Annotated in this window: 13 protein-coding genes, 1 tRNA gene and 1 pseudogene; 6 read left to right on the forward strand and 9 right to left on the reverse strand. The window is 34.9% G+C overall.

Annotated elements, in window-relative coordinates; genetic code table 11:
- Nucleotides 1-79: 79 nt before the first annotated feature.
- Nucleotides 80-155, reverse strand: a tRNA-Lys gene (locus tag D1093_RS06725).
- 1368 nt (nt 156-1523) lie between these two features.
- On the opposite strand from D1093_RS06725, the gene lexA reads away from it, so the two are divergent.
- Nucleotides 1524-2237 carry a transcriptional repressor LexA gene (gene lexA, locus D1093_RS06730; protein WP_120101534.1) on the forward strand — a complete coding sequence of 238 codons (714 nt, stop codon included), beginning with the start codon at nt 1524-1526 and terminating at the stop codon, nt 2235-2237.
- A gap of 450 nt (nt 2238-2687) precedes the next feature.
- Nucleotides 2688-4001, forward strand: a complete 1314-nt coding sequence (gene rimO / locus D1093_RS06735; RefSeq protein ID WP_120101536.1) for a 30S ribosomal protein S12 methylthiotransferase RimO — start codon at nt 2688-2690, stop codon at nt 3999-4001.
- A 526-nt stretch (nt 4002-4527) separates the two neighbouring features.
- Here the strand turns inward: rimO and ttcA are convergent.
- The 4 genes and pseudogenes from ttcA to D1093_RS06755 form a co-directional block, all read right to left on the reverse strand.
- Nucleotides 4528-5403, reverse strand: a complete 876-nt coding sequence (ttcA, locus tag D1093_RS06740; RefSeq protein WP_120101538.1) for a tRNA 2-thiocytidine(32) synthetase TtcA — start codon at nt 5401-5403, stop codon at nt 4528-4530.
- 262 nt (nt 5404-5665) lie between these two features.
- Nucleotides 5666-6283, reverse strand: a complete 618-nt coding sequence (rpsD, locus tag D1093_RS06745) for a 30S ribosomal protein S4 (protein ID WP_120102374.1) — start codon at nt 6281-6283, stop codon at nt 5666-5668.
- Nucleotides 6284-6454: 171 nt separating this feature from the next.
- Complete coding sequence (murI, locus tag D1093_RS06750) at nt 6455-7282, reverse strand: glutamate racemase (protein WP_120101540.1); 828 nt, start codon at nt 7280-7282, stop codon at nt 6455-6457.
- Nucleotides 7275-8112: pseudogene (locus D1093_RS06755) on the reverse strand (RNA methyltransferase). The gene murI and the pseudogene D1093_RS06755 overlap by 8 nt, the downstream one beginning before the upstream one ends.
- 304 nt (nt 8113-8416) lie before the next feature.
- On the opposite strand from D1093_RS06755, the gene sfsA reads away from it, so the two are divergent.
- From sfsA to radC, 3 genes are read left to right on the forward strand one after another with little or no spacing between them, the layout of a single operon-like run.
- Nucleotides 8417-9133, forward strand: a complete 717-nt coding sequence (sfsA, locus tag D1093_RS06760) for a DNA/RNA nuclease SfsA (RefSeq protein WP_120101542.1) — start codon at nt 8417-8419, stop codon at nt 9131-9133.
- The gene (gene map, locus D1093_RS06765; protein ID WP_120101543.1) at nt 9126-9956 is read left to right on the forward strand and encodes a type I methionyl aminopeptidase; all 831 of its coding nucleotides are present in this window, start codon (nt 9126-9128) and stop codon (nt 9954-9956) included. The genes sfsA and map overlap by 8 nt, the downstream gene beginning before the upstream one ends.
- A gap of 17 nt (nt 9957-9973) precedes the next feature.
- Nucleotides 9974-10768: a RadC family protein gene (gene radC / locus D1093_RS06770; RefSeq protein WP_120101545.1), complete on the forward strand. Its 795-nt coding sequence runs from the start codon at nt 9974-9976 to the stop codon at nt 10766-10768.
- Between the two features lie 44 nt (nt 10769-10812).
- Here radC and D1093_RS06775 read toward each other — a convergent pair whose 3' ends face one another.
- From D1093_RS06775 to D1093_RS06790, 4 genes are all read right to left on the reverse strand, one after another.
- Nucleotides 10813-11025 carry a DUF3126 family protein gene (locus D1093_RS06775; protein WP_005773530.1) on the reverse strand — a complete coding sequence of 71 codons (213 nt, stop codon included), beginning with the start codon at nt 11023-11025 and terminating at the stop codon, nt 10813-10815.
- Between the two features lie 611 nt (nt 11026-11636).
- Nucleotides 11637-12410, reverse strand: a complete 774-nt coding sequence (locus D1093_RS06780) for an alpha/beta fold hydrolase (RefSeq protein ID WP_120101547.1) — start codon at nt 12408-12410, stop codon at nt 11637-11639.
- On the reverse strand, nt 12407-12919 hold the full coding sequence (locus D1093_RS06785) for a DUF192 domain-containing protein (RefSeq protein WP_120101549.1): 513 nt from the start codon (nt 12917-12919) through the stop codon (nt 12407-12409). The genes D1093_RS06780 and D1093_RS06785 overlap by 4 nt, the downstream gene beginning before the upstream one ends.
- A 254-nt stretch (nt 12920-13173) precedes the next feature.
- Nucleotides 13174-13749 (reverse strand): cold-shock protein, encoded by a 576-nt coding sequence (locus D1093_RS06790; RefSeq protein ID WP_120101551.1) that lies wholly within the window; start codon nt 13747-13749, stop codon nt 13174-13176.
- A 326-nt stretch (nt 13750-14075) separates the two neighbouring features.
- Between D1093_RS06790 and D1093_RS06795 the strand changes: the two genes are divergently transcribed.
- Entirely contained in the window at nt 14076-15209 is a 1134-nt protein-coding gene (locus tag D1093_RS06795; RefSeq protein WP_120101553.1) for an ABC transporter substrate-binding protein, read from the forward strand.
- The last annotated feature ends 41 nt before the right edge of the window (nt 15210-15250 follow it).

A 15250-nucleotide genomic window follows, 5' to 3' on the forward strand; every position in this document is an offset into this window, starting at 1 on the left:
GCGGAGACAAAAAACTAAAAAGAATCAAAGAAACAAAGATCATCAAACTTCTGTATAGCTTATCCATATCATATAAATTTGGTGAGCGCGCAGGGATTCGAACCCTGGACCTACTGATTAAAAGTCAGTTGCTCTACCAGCTGAGCTACGCGCTCTCACACAAGCTATCTAGTTTGCAGACTATCTAATTTGTAGAAAGTGAAGGGAACATACGGTTGACTTTTCATTTGGTCAACACCTTTTGGAAAAAATATTATTATTTTTTTTAGTTATCAATAATTTTCCGTTTTCTCCCCTTTCTTCGTCATTGTAGATAGAGTTTTTTTGATCTTCTTTTTGAAATCTCGATAAAAAAATAATCTAATGATTAAAATATCTCATAGATTCGAAGTACTAAAATTATAAGAAATCCCCCCTCCTCCTCCACACATGGGTTGTTAAACATTATGGGGAGAACAGAAAAATACCTCCTACTCTATATTATTATATTATTTTTTATACTTTATGTTTTAGTTTTCAAATTTAAAGATGAATAAAGATTTATAAAATAACATATTGATTTATAATAATTTACTTTTTTTCATTCGAATGAGAGATCTGAATACCGTAAGGTTTCTTTATTTCTAATTTTTTTGTTCCTTTTATATTGAACTCATAAAAATCATTTGTTTGCACAACATAAAGAGAAGAATAAAACGATTAAAAAAAATGAGAATACCTCTTGTATTTTTTTAATACCTCAAAATTATCGCAACATGAGGGGTGGGCAAAATAAGTACGGGGCGGCGGGAGGCTGTAGACTATTGAGATGTGAAGAAAGCATTGCCTAAGAGATTTTATGTTATTCGCAAGATCATCTTAATGGAAGCAAGCACATTAAGAGATCTCTTTTTTAAATCAATATGACAATGAACAACAATGGCATTTTGAGGACGTAACTTTTTATGGACGTGCAATGATTCTATAACGAAAGTCAATTATCCTATAGAATAAAGAAAACGTAAAACAAAAAAATTTAGTCTCATTGAAAATATCAGGCATGGCTATAAATGATGCACATTATTGTCGCTGTAGATAATTTAACTAAACAATAAAAAAAACAAAAACAATGTGGAAAATGATTCTAAATACACATAAAGTGATCCGTTAAGCTATTGAAAGAATGTATTTTTTTAACTTTTTATATGAGAAAATGCTAAAATACGTAGATATATTAAAAAAATAGAAGGATAACACTGTCCATAAAATTGAGTGTCGGATAATTCAGTTAGAGCCATAAAATATTTTTATATATCATTTAATATTAGTGTATTTTTATATACATAAAAATATTATGATAAATTTATTAAAGTAAAACTTCGCACTTATTATATATTAAATATGTCTATAAATAAAGATATTGCCTAATTAACTTTATTTATAAGATCAAAAATAAAGCAAATAATTTTGATTTAGCGAAAAAATTGTATAATTATTATATATACACGTATTTTTTACTGTAATTTTTTTGATTGGAACATTGAATGCTGACATGTAAACAATATGAGCTCCTCTTGTTTATTCACAATCATATAAAAGAAACAGGTGTTCCTCCTTCTTTTGAAGAAATGAAAAATGCTTTAGAACTTTCTTCAAAGTCTGGCATTCATAAGCTTATTATTGCCTTGGAACAACGGGGTTTTATACGTCGTTTGCCCAATCGTGCTCGTGCAGTGGAAGTGATTCGACTTCCTGAAAAAATAACATTTAACCTTTCTCTAGCCCGTAAGATTTCTCCCAGTATGATAGAAAAAAATAAAAGAGAAATATCAAAAAACTTAGCTAATCTTGGAAGTTTTGAGGAAGAAGAAAAAAAAAATATCACAATCCCCATTATGGGACGTATTTCTGCGAGTGTGCCCGCCTCTGCTATACTGCAACAAACAAGCACACTTTCTCTCCCACACGATATGGTTAATACAGGTGAGCACTATGCATTAGAAGTTAAAGACAATTCTATGGTTGAGGCTGGGATCCTTGATAAAGATACGATTATTGTAAAACGCCAAAATACAGCAATATCAGGTGAAATTATTGTCGCATTTATTGATAAAAAAGAAGCAACATTAAAACGTTATCGACGCAAAGGAACCTCTGTTGCATTAGAAGCTGCTAATCCTCACTACGAAGTACGTACATACAAATCCGAGCGTGTAGAAATACAAGGAAAACTTACCGGACTTATTCGCAAATATTAAAAACAATCCTATTATAATACGCCATACATACGCTAATAAAGTGTAGTAAAAAACTGCTGAGTATTTTAAAATATTGTGCCACACGCAGTTGATTTTCTCCCCATAGCTAAAAGATACCCCCAATAGGGGGTATAAATAAATCTAAATCCTTATCGGACGCGTTTCACTAGCCCTCTTCTCTCATATATCGTTCACTGACGTAAGGATCGACAAAACAGCTTAAAAATATTCACCACCTACTCTAAAAGAGCTTGAATGTTTTGAAGGAGTCTGTCTTATGTCATCGCTCTCAATAATAGTATGTATAATAAGATAAAATTGTAAGCATACACAAAATATTGTAGAAAAAAATCAAATCGATTTATAACAGATTGTTATCTGTAAAAATAAAGAACATTTTTTAAGTCAATAAAAGCGGAACGCAATCTTCATAGTAATTATAGGATTATCATGGTCGCACCTCGTATTAGTTTTGTCTCCCTCGGATGCCCAAAAGCACTCGTAGATTCTGAGCGAATTATTACAAGTCTCCGCTCTGAAGGGTATGAAATTTCACGTCAACATCAAGGAGCTGATGTCGTTATTGTAAATACCTGTGGTTTTCTCGACTCTGCCAGAAAAGAATCGCTAGCCAATATTGATGAAGCTCTCAAAAAAAATGGAAAAGTTATTGTAACAGGGTGTCTTGGTGCTGATCCTGATGTTATTCGTCAAACCTATCCAAATGTATTGGCTATTACAGGACCACAAGCTTATGAAAGTGTTATAGAAGCTGTTCATACAGCAATTCCTCCTATTCATGATCCTTTTCTTGATTTAGTTCCTCCGCAAGGTATTCGTTTAACACCTCGCCATTACGCCTATTTAAAAATTTCTGAAGGATGTTCTAACAGGTGTAGTTTTTGTATCATCCCTACACTGCGTGGTGATCTCACTTCACGTCCCATCGGTGATGTTCTTCGTGAGGCTGAAAAACTGGTACAAGCAGGTGTAAAAGAACTCTTGGTTATTTCACAAGATACGAGTGCTTATGGTATTGATCTTAAATATCTCGAAAACTCTTGGAAAGATCGCACAATAAAAACGAAATTCTTTGATCTTTGTCGCGAACTGGGTGATATGGGCATTTGGGTGCGTATGCATTACGTTTATCCTTATCCACATGTGGATGAGATTATCGAACTTATGGCGGCAAAAAAAATTCTCCCTTATCTGGATATTCCTTTTCAGCATGCATCACCAATTGTTTTGCGTCATATGAATCGTCCTGCTCTTATGGAAAAAACAAACCGTAGAATTGAAAAGTGGCGAAAAATATGTCCAGACCTTACTTTGCGATCAACATTTATTGTTGGATTTCCAGGCGAAACAAATGAAGATTTTAATATACTCCTTGAATGGTTAGAAGAAGCAAAAATTGAACGCGCTGGATGCTTTAAATATGAAGAAGTAAAAGGAGCCGTTGCAAATGATTTAGGATTAGAAAATATTCCTGAAGATGTGAAAGAAAACCGCTGGCATCGTTTTATGGCAAAACAACAACAAATTTCTACACATCTTTTAAAGAAAAAAATTGGAAAAAGACTCCAAGTCCTTATCGATGAAAGTCAAGGAAAGGTTGCCAAAGGACGTAGTCAATACGATGCTCCAGAAATAGATGGTGTTGTCCATATATCATCACGACGCCCCTTGCGTGTCGGTGAGTTTATCACCGTTAAAATCGAACAATCGGACGCCTATGACCTTTATGGTATAGCCGTTTAAAAATTGAACTTCTTCTCATTCTCAATGATGAAGTTTCTCATCAGAGTTTGTTTATAAAAAAGCAACGGTTCACAATAAGACTCGATTATTCATATGAATCACTTCATGAGAATTGACGAACAACCTCTGTCTTCAATGCTTGTTATACACTCTAAAAATACTTATTTTATCAAGTTCTTAAGATAATTTGGATTCGCTATTCTAAATAATGGTATTTTACCACACAACAGTAAAATATACAAAGCTCTCTCATTTTTACTTAAAAAAGGTCAAACCGATAATTATACTATTTTCCTATTTTTCCATAGTGTGACAGTCATTGCTTATTTAAAGGAAGTTTTTTAAATTGTGTTTATACACATAAGAGTCCGGCTTTGTGATATGGGGGGATATTTTTTATGGATACAATATAAGAAAATTCAAAATACAACATTTACGGGAGTTAAATTGCAAAACAGTGAATTATTATAAATAAGTGACTTAAATTGAAATTTTTAAACTTATTTTTTTAAATGCTTCATTTTTATTAACACGTTTTAAAATCAAAGAATTTCTTATCAAGTAAATGACTTGGGCGCACATTTGTTAAAGCGCGAATCATTGTATCTTTGCGTCCTGGCATTTGTCTTTCGATATTTTTCAGCATTTCTTTCATTGCCTTACGTTGTAAACCATCTTGACTACCGCAAAGATTACAAGGAATAATTGGAAATTGCATTGCTTGAGAAAATTTTTCCATATCTTCCTCAGCAGCATAGACAAGAGGACGTAGCACAAAAAGATCGCCTTCATCATTTTTAAGTTTTCCAGGCATAGCAGCTAATCGGCCACCGTGAAACAAATTCATAAAAAACGTCTCCAAAACATCATCACGATGATGCCCTAAAATTAATGCCGAACAACCCTCCTCACGTGCAATGCGATAGAGATTACCACGTCGCAATCGAGAACAAAGTGAACAATATGTCTGTGTTTCTGCCAATTTATCTGTAACAATGGAATAAGTATCTTGATATTCAATACGATAGGGAATTTTATAAGAACTCAAAAAGTCTGGAAGAATATGTTTAGGAAAACCAGGTTGTCCTTGATCAAGATTACAAGCAAGAATTTCAACGGGTAAAAGACCACGCCACTTTAAATCTAAAAGAAGCGCTAATAAACCATAAGAGTCTTTTCCGCCTGACAAAGCAACAAGCCATTTTTTTCCAGTAGAGAGCATAGAAAAATCATCCAAAGCTTGCCGCATATGACGCAAAAGTCGTTTACGTAATTTATTAAATTCCACACTTGAAGGAGCACACCGGAATATTGGATGATAATCATCTGCTTTACTTGCCAAAAGATCATCTTTCTTTTCGTTTTTTTCTATTGCCTGATATTCAATGGAAACATCATTCATAAAACCATGTCCTGCACAAGTAATAGCTCTTTTTGCAAAGATAAAAAACAAATATAAAGTAAGCTTACATTTATATTTTTTGAATTTATAAAAACAGATACGAAAAAAGAAATGGAACTATATAAGCTTATTACACGAGAATAGTGTAATAAGCTTAATACAGAACCATTTACAAAATATTTATTAACTTCAAAGATTATAAAAACAATACAATAGTTTGAAATTATAATAATAAAAGAGAAAAATTTTTTTTCATAAAAAATTATCGAGAATAAAATTCAACGACCAAATTAGGTTCCATTTGCACAGCATAAGGAACATCTGCAAACGCAGGAATACGTGTAAAGATCGCTTTCATCTGTTTATGATCTACTTCAATATAATCAGGGACATCACGTTCTGCTAATTGTACTGATTCTAAAACCAAAACAAGCTGTTTTGATTTTTCCCGAACCTCGATAACATCACCTGGTTTACAACGATACGATTGAATATTTGTACGCCGCCCATTTACATTCACATGACCATGATTAATAAACTGGCGAGAAGCAAAAATCGTAGGCACGAATTTTGCACGATAGACCACAGCATCCAAACGAGATTCTAATAAACCGATAAGATTTTCACCCGTATCACCTCGCCGACGAGCAGCTTCTACATAAGTTTTATGAAATTGCTTTTCTGAAATATCGCCATAAAACCCTTTCAACTTCTGTTTAGCGCGCAATTGCACCCCATAGTCAGAAAGTTTTCCTTTACGTCGCTGCCCATGCTGACCTGGACCATAATCACGACGATTGACAGGAGATTTTGGACGACCCCAAATATTCTCTCCCATACGACGGTCAATTTTATACTTTGTTGTTTCGCGTTTACTCATCGCATTTCCTTTAAAATAAAACACGAGATCTTGAAGACCCCAAGGAAACGCGCCCTCCTCTGCCTTTAAATACAAAAGACTGACAGAATAGCTTAACATACCAATATGCAAAGTTATCCACGGGACACGTCAATTACTGCCATTTTCTTGGAAGAAAAAGCTAGAGCATCTTTATTGATCTCGTATTCTAAAGTCAACTCTTTTCATAAGTTTTAAGCCAAATCCTTTTAACAAATGTTCTGTTGAAGCAGTGATATTTTTAGACGTCAGCAATGCAAAATCTTGATATTTCTTTATGGGGTTCTGATGTATTTTTTCAGACAAGGGCAATAATGATCTAATATGTTTGGCGATCGCTTTTGCTGGATCAATCCATTCAACGGACCATAACGCTTGTTCACGAAAGAAATTAATCAAAAAAGGATAATGCGTGCAGGCTAAAACAATAACATCCGTATATTTGCCATTTTTTTTCACAAAACATGGTAGGATTTCTTTTCTTAACGCTTCTGAATCGATAGATTTTCCCCGTAAATAATCTTCAGCAAATCCAGCAAGCTTTTCACTTCCTACAAGCTGAACATGACACTGCCCAGCAAAAGAGTTAATTAATTCATTTGTATAGGTACGTTTAACTGTTCCAGGAGTCGCTAATACGGAAATAAAACCAGTTTTTGTTTGTTCCGCAGCAGATTTAATTGCAGGAACCGTTCCTACGAAAGAGACATGAGGAAAGTTTTGTCGTAAATCTGCCATCATTAGAGTAGAGACAGTGTTGCAAGCAATCACACATAAGGCGGGATTATAGCGTGTTAAAAGATTTGTAAAAATCTTTAAAACGTGTTCTTTCAGGATATTTTCTTCCCAATTACCATAAGGAAATCCCGCATCATCAGCTACATAAATAAATTGTATTTCAGGGATAAGAACGCGCGCTTCCCTCAATACTGTCAAGCCACCAATACCACTATCAAAAAAAAGAACAGGCCGTTCATCCATCAGTTTTCACATTTGTTTTTAATTTTTTGACGATCGCGCTCTTGAGGTGCTCTACTCCCCCGTGGATATTGTGGAGAAAAATGATCCAATGAAGATATAACGCCTCGCAATAAGCGAACTTCAGATTCACTAAAGTTGGCGCGCGTAAAAACAGAGCGCAAATTTGCAAGCATAACCTCTTTCCGTTCTCGAGGCCTAAAATACCCACGGATATCCAAAGCTTCTTCTAATTGAGATAAAAAACCATGAAACACTGTTTTATTTGCAGGCTCCATTTCTGGTGCACGAAATGCCGTATCACTCACATTCTCTAAACCTGTTTTCATCCATTCATAAGACATCAAAAGAACCGCTTGTGCAATATTAAGTGATGCAAAAGCAGGATTAACTGGAAAAGTGATAATTTCATCAACAAGGCTGATTTCATCATTTTCCAGTCCCCATCGCTCCCTTCCAAAGACAATACCTGTTTTATGTCCAATATTCTCACGCTGACGGAGTACATTTGCTGCTTCGACAGCACTTTTTACCGTTTTAAATCCACATCTTTCACGTGCTGTTGTAGCAAAAACATAGTGTAAATCTGCAATTGAATCACGCAATGTATCAAAAATCACGGCGTTGTTAATGACATGATCAGCTTTGCTTGCAGCAGCTCTAGCTTTTTCATTCGGAAATGTTTCTCGAGGTTTGACTAATCGAAGCTTAGAAAGCCCAAAATTTGCCATTGCCCTTGCAACCATACCGATATTTTCAGGAAGCTGCGGTTCAACTAAAATAATAATGGGACCGTTTGTTAAATTTTCGCGATTCTTATTCGTTCCAGCCATCAACCTTACCTAGTTTCACTTAAACTATCTCCTTCTCCACTATTTTTTTTAACGTAAACTTCTTCACAGTACTCTAATGCTGTTTAATAATAAATGATAGACAACGTTATTTTCTCACTCAAAGAGTATAGATTCCCTAATAATAAATTTTCAAAGCCATTAAAGTGAACAATGGAGTTTATAACAATTTATATAAGATATCGTAGCGTTTTTTACATTAATTTTATCTTTTTTAGTAGGTAACAATGCCTACCAATCATAATCTTAGTTGAATTATGAAATCATAAATCCTAAAAAAAGGAATATGCACTTTATTCCCAAACTTTCCCCTGCAAAGCTTATCCGTCGTTATAAACGTTTCCTTGCAGATGTTAAACAAGATGATCAACATATTTTCACCGTGTCGGTACCAAATACGGGATCAATGCTTGGATTGACAGCTTCCAACGCCAACATTTGGCTTTCATATCATGAAAAAACCAAGAGAAAATATGCTTATCAATTAGAAATTGTTGAAGCCGATAATACTTTGGTTGGTATTAATACCACTTTACCCAATAAACTTGCATTAGAAGCAATTCAAAACGGATTATTACCAGAATTAAGTGGATATAAAACAATTTTAAAAGAACAACGCTATGGGACACAATCACGAATTGATTTTCTTTTACGTGATGACAACCTTCCTGATTGTTACCTAGAAGTCAAAAATGTTCATTTTATCCGTCAAAAAGGATTAGCAGAATTTCCGGATACCGAGACAAAACGTGGTGCCCGTCACCTTGAAGAACTCATGCACGTCGTACAACAAGGAAAACGAGCTGCTATGCTTTATATTATTCAACGAGAAGATTGTACAGCTTTTACGATTTGTCATGATCTTGATCCACTCTATGGACGTAAGTTTGATTTAGCATTAAAATCAGGAGTAGAATGTTATGCTATAAAGTGTCACATAAGTGTAGAAGGCATTTTTCCGATTCAGAGAGTAAAAATAGAAAACAGAAGAAACAATGACTGAGTATATTGAATATAATAAAAGCCCTTTAAAGTTTAATGGAAAAATCCGCATTTTTGATGACTATGCTTTCGCTAAGATGCGTGAAGTTGGTCGTATTGCGGCAGAATGCCTTGATGCGCTTACGGATATGATTAAACCTGGCGTCACGACGCAAGAAATTGATGATTTTGTATTTACTTTTGGTGCACAAAAAGGCGCTCTTCCTGCTGATCTAAATTATCATGGATACAGCCATTCATGCTGTACATCTATTAATCACGTTGTCTGTCATGGTATTCCCAATAAAAGACCCTTGCAAGAAGGCGATATTGTGAATGTTGATGTGACCTTTATTCTTGATGGTTGGCATGGTGATTCAAGCCGCATGTATCCTGTTGGAAAAATCAGACGTGCTGCAGAACGCCTTTTACAAATAACCTACGAAAGCCTTATGAGAGGAATCTCTGTCGTTAAACCTGGAGCAACAACAGGTGATATTGGTGCTGCCATTCAACAGTACGCAGAATCTGAACGATGCTCAATTGTGAGAGATTTTTGCGGACATGGTATCGGTCAGCTGTTTCATGATGCGCCCAATATTCTCCATTACGGAAATCCTGGAGAAGGAATCGAATTAAAACAAGGCATGATGTTTACAATTGAGCCGATGATTAATCTTGGTAAACCACAAGTTAAGATTTTATCTGACGGCTGGACTGCTGTTACCCGTGACCGCTCTTTGACAGCACAATATGAACATACAATTGGTGTTACAAATAAAGGGTATGAAATATTTACACAATCGCCTAAAAATATTTTTTATATTCCAAATTCGCAGATTTAATGCATTGTAGAGATGTTATGGCTAAAAAATTAAATCAAAAGGAAGATATTCAAAGTAATCACTTTGCGTTAACATCAAGTTCGCTACCTACCCCAATATCAGAAAGAAAAAGTGAAGAACCTAAGAAAAATACACAGCTTGATAAACATTATCAAGGACATCGTGAGCGTCTTCGAAAACGCTATTTAAAGTCAAAAGGAAATGCAATTGAAGATTATGAATATCTTGAATTATTGCTTTTTCGCACAATACCTCGCGCAAACACAAAACCTATAGCTAAAAATTTGATAGCACATTTTGGTTCACTCGCGGATGTGTTAGGAGCTGATATTCACCGACTTCAAGAGGTTCAAGGATGTGGTCCCGCAACAGCAATTGATTTAAAAATTATTTCAGATGTTGCTGGACGTCTTGCTCGTGCGCAATTATTTAAACGTGATATTTTTTCATCATGGGATAAAGTATTAGCGTATTGTAAAGCGGTTATGGCTCATGAAACACGTGAACAATTTCGTATTTTATTTCTCGATAAGAAAAACGGCTTACTTGCCGATGAAGTACAACAAACTGGAACCATTGATCACACCCCTGTTTATCCTCGTGAAGTTATTTCTCGAGCTTTAGAATTATCCGCGTCAGGACTTATTTTAGTCCACAATCATCCTTCTGGTGATTCCACTCCCTCCGATGCAGATATAACAATGACATACAGATTAAAAGACGCAGCAAATGCATTAGGGATTACAATCCATGATCACCTCATTATTGCACGCCATAATTATACAAGTTTTAGAGCACTAAAACTCATATAAACCTTATGGGGAAAAAAGACTTCATTAAAGGATCAATAGGCCAATCAATTCTCTAAATCAATATCCAATATAGCCATTGAGAAATTATAGGATAGCTCATCTTCATCTTCATCTCGATAGATAACACCTAAAAACTCATCCCCCATATAAACCTCACAAGAATCATCCTTTTTAGGCCGTGCTCTGACTTGCAATGCTGAGTTTTGGAATGTATTTTTTAAATAATTATCAAGTTTTTTTATTTCATCAGCATTCACTACGCTCTCCTGTTTTTTGAGACGATTAAAATAATTGCGTGTCGCGCGAATAAGATATTCCTTTGATTCTGTAAAGCCAGTAAAAAAGCTTAATCTGAATATTGACTTAATATTACATAATATTCACAACTTTTTCTTTATATATTCATAAAGAACTTTTATAAAAGGAGTCTATCATTATTAAATATACCCGTATAGATAAAAAAATGGCAGAAAACTGTATATTTTAAATAATTTTATTTTATCTCCAATTTTAGCATCTGCATTTATGAAGCATGTTTAGAAGAAAAATTAATCAACGATTTATAATTTTATCCTTTCTATAGAAAATTAAAATAATAATAATTTTTTATTTAAAACCACATTTTTTAGCAAAAAAATATTATTACATCACTTAAAAATAATTCTTTTCAAAGAATTTTAAATATAGTTATCTAACCTCAAAGGAATTACATAGTTTAAAAAATACATAAAATAAGTGAATAAGAGTTTATTTTTCTGCCTATTTTTTATAAAAACTTATGTCAAAATAGAAAATTTTAAATAAGCTTTTCAGTTTATACGCGAAAATATTGGGCATTTTTGCAAATGCTAAGATCTATTAAAAATTTTTATTTTATAGGATAACGAGAAAGAAAATTGATAACACCTTTTTTATAAACTTTATCACCTACAGCAAGCATATGATCTCGATCAGGAATTGATAAAGCTTCGCCACAAGGCAACAAAGCTGCTAATGGCTCTGCAGCACCGCCAATCTCATCTAATGAACCAACAGCAACAAGTGCAGGTTGTTCAATTTTATAAATTTCGGACGCCGTTAACTCCTGTTTTGATGCGATAATACAAGCAGCCAGAGCACGTCTATCACTTTTTGTTTGATCAGCAAATTTACGGAACATTAAACCACGTGTATTAGTAATGGTAGAGGGATCTTCGACCAGAAGAGCCTCAGCAACAGGTTCCCAATTTCCTGCTCCCGTTACCATACCAATCCCTAAACCACCAAAAATAACACTGTTCACATATGTTGGATGTAAAAGAGCCATAAAAGCACTAATACGAGCCCCCATAGAATATCCCATAACATGGGCTTTAGATAACTCTAGATACTGTAAAAGTTTGACCGCATCGCCAGCCATAGCTTGAGGTGTATAAAAGCTAGGATCATAACTTTTAACTGAATCTCCATGGCCCCGATTATCAAGAGCAATAACACGATACCCTGCTTCAGTGAGAGTACGAAACCAACCCGTTGCATACCAATTCACTCGTGCAGAAGATCCAAAACCATGAATCAACAAAATAGGTGCACCCTGCCCTTCTTCTCGATAAGCAAATCGCAAACCATCATATTCAAAAAAACGAACGTCCTCAGCTGTCATTTTTTATCACACTTTCCACAAACGACAGGATGAATAACACGTTGCCCTTTTTTTATCTGCTTTTCAGAAACTTCACCAGCGTTAATCTCAAGTGCAAAAGCCGCAGGAACGCCTGATGAAATAGTCTTTTTTGAAAATGGAGAAGTGTTTTCAATAATCGATACAATAACCCCTTCAGAGTTTAAAAAAATCATATCTAAGGGCAAAGGTGTATTGGCCATCCACATAAAAAACTTTTGTTCCTCTTCCGATTGATAACTCTTTTGCTGCTTAAAAAGCATTGCACGATCGCGTGGAAAATCAGTCCGATACATTAAACCAGCTGCTGCTTGAGAAGGGGTAAAAGCAATCTCTACCTTATAAGAAATTGTATCTTGGTTTGTGTGTATTTGTAAAGGAATCGGATGAATAGGCATTTCCATGGGTTCCTTCGCGACAACAACGGGCATTTCTAACGTAAAAAGTATCGCTGATAAAATAATATACCCTTTTTTAAAAGGTTTTAACATTCTTGTCTCCACCACAAAAAAATCTTAAATTTTGTTTCTGACATAAAAAATATCAGTGTTCAAAAGCCAAAAAACAAGAAAGCTCTTCCCTTATTTTCTTTATTTTATTCAATAGAGTAGGCACATTTCTCTCATTTAGTTTATAAATTCACGAGAGCTATAACAGAGATACTTCTATAGCTGTTTACGCAATAACCATCCTTTAAAAATACAGAAAAATATTGATTTTACTGAAAAGCTCAATGAGTAGCGATTTAATGTGTCGCAAAAGGAAATCCTATATCTGGATAAATTTCTGCTGTCATCAACCCTTTTTCCCCTTTACCAAACCGTACAAGAACAACTTGTCCTGCACGAAGCTCTGCTAAACCAAAACGGCGCAACGTTTCCATATGAATAAAAATATCTTCTGTTCCCTGCCCACGGCTAAGAAAACCAAAACCTTTGTCACGATTGAACCATTTAACAATTGCACGTTCTAGTCCACTTTCTGGAGTAACAACAACATGAGTACGGGCTGGAACTTCTGATGGATGAACCGCTGAAGAACAATCGATAGATTTCACCTGAACGCACTTTAATCCTCGTTCCGTCTTTTCCACAGCACAAATAACTTTAGCGCCCTCCAAAGCCGTTTGGAAGCCATCCCTTCGCATGACTGTAACATGCAATAATATATCGGGGAAATGAGGTAAATCAGGTACAATAAACCCATAGCCCTTACTTCCATCAAACCACTTAATGACACCACTGATTTCGATAATCTCCCCATAAGCACCTATACTATCCTCAGATAGGGAACAATCCTTTAATGCATCCTTACTCGTCATAATAACGTGATCCTGTAGCTTATAAATTGCACGATATTGATTCTATAGGTTTAAGTAAACATTGCTCTTGTATCAACACGCAAGTCCCAAGATAAGATTTCCCCATATTGTCGTATCTCTTACATGTTAATATCAACATGAAATTTACAAAAAATATTTATAAAACTATTTGATTGTACGCTTTACATATCTTACAAAGAGCGCGCTAGAAAAAAGATCATATAAAAGTTTTTTACATAATGATATTTTCATTAATGTGTAACTTGCATGATGAAGAAGTTCAATATAAGGTGCAAAAACGACAATTCAATTAAGGAAAATGCGCAATGCAATTGAAGAAAATCCTTACGACAATCACAGCTTTTATGGCGCTTACAGCAAATGTTTATGCGAATGAATCTATCAAAATTGGTGTTTATCTTCCATTAAGCGGACAAAATGCCTTTGGAGGTCAGCTTGAAATTCGAGGTATCGAGTTAGCCCATAAACAAGTTCCAGAAATTTTGGGACGTAAAGTAGAACTTGTTATTATTGATAACAAGTCTGATAAAGTGGAAGCGGCTAATGCTGTTATGCGTTTAACAGCAAGTGAAAAGGTCAGTGGAATCATTGGGAGTTATGGTTCTTCACTCTCACTAGCAGGTGGTGAAATATCTGAAAAGGCAAAGACTCCCACCATTGCAACTTCTTCAACGAGTCCCCTTGTTACACAAGGTAAAAAATATTACTTTCGCGCTTGTTTTATTGATTCCTATCAAGGGATAGGAATTGCAACTTATGTAAGCCAGATTTTACATGCAAAAAAGGCCGCTATTCTCAAAGATATTTCAAGCGATTATGCCATCGGTCTTGCAAGTTATTTTGCACGTGCTTTCAAAAAATTAGGTGGTGAAGTTATCTCAAATTTAAATTATAATTCCGGAGATCAGGATTTTTCAGCTGTTCTCACACAGATTATCGCGCAAAAACCTGATATCTTATTCATTCCATCTTACTTTTCTGAAGGTGCGATTATCATGAAACAAGCGCGTGAATTAGGGGCGAAGTTTCAGATTATGGGTGGAGATGCCATGGATAATCCAGAAACCATTACGATTGCAGGAAGTGCTGCAGAAGGTTTCTTACATACGACACTTCCCTATAGTGAGGATATGCCAAATATGTCAGTTTCTGCCCAAAAATTCACGAAAGAATGGAAAAAAGCCTACCCTGATAAAGAGCCAAATATCAATTCAGTTTTGGGATACACAAGTTATATGATGTTCATGAAGGCTATTGAAAATGCTGGTAGCGCTGATCGTGAAAAAATTACCATTGAACTGAGCAAATTAAAAGACTTTCAAACGCCCTTTGGTGATATGTCAATGGATGAAAATCATAACCCTACGATTCCAATTGGTATCATTAAAATACAGGATGGAAAACGTGTTTATTTAGAAGAAGTTAAACCTGCTTTTTAATGTAAAGGTTGTACTTATTAAAATTGGAATGCGAGAATTGG

Source organism: Bartonella kosoyi (assembly GCF_003606325.2).
GTDB classification, from domain to species: Bacteria; Pseudomonadota; Alphaproteobacteria; order Rhizobiales; family Rhizobiaceae; genus Bartonella; species Bartonella kosoyi.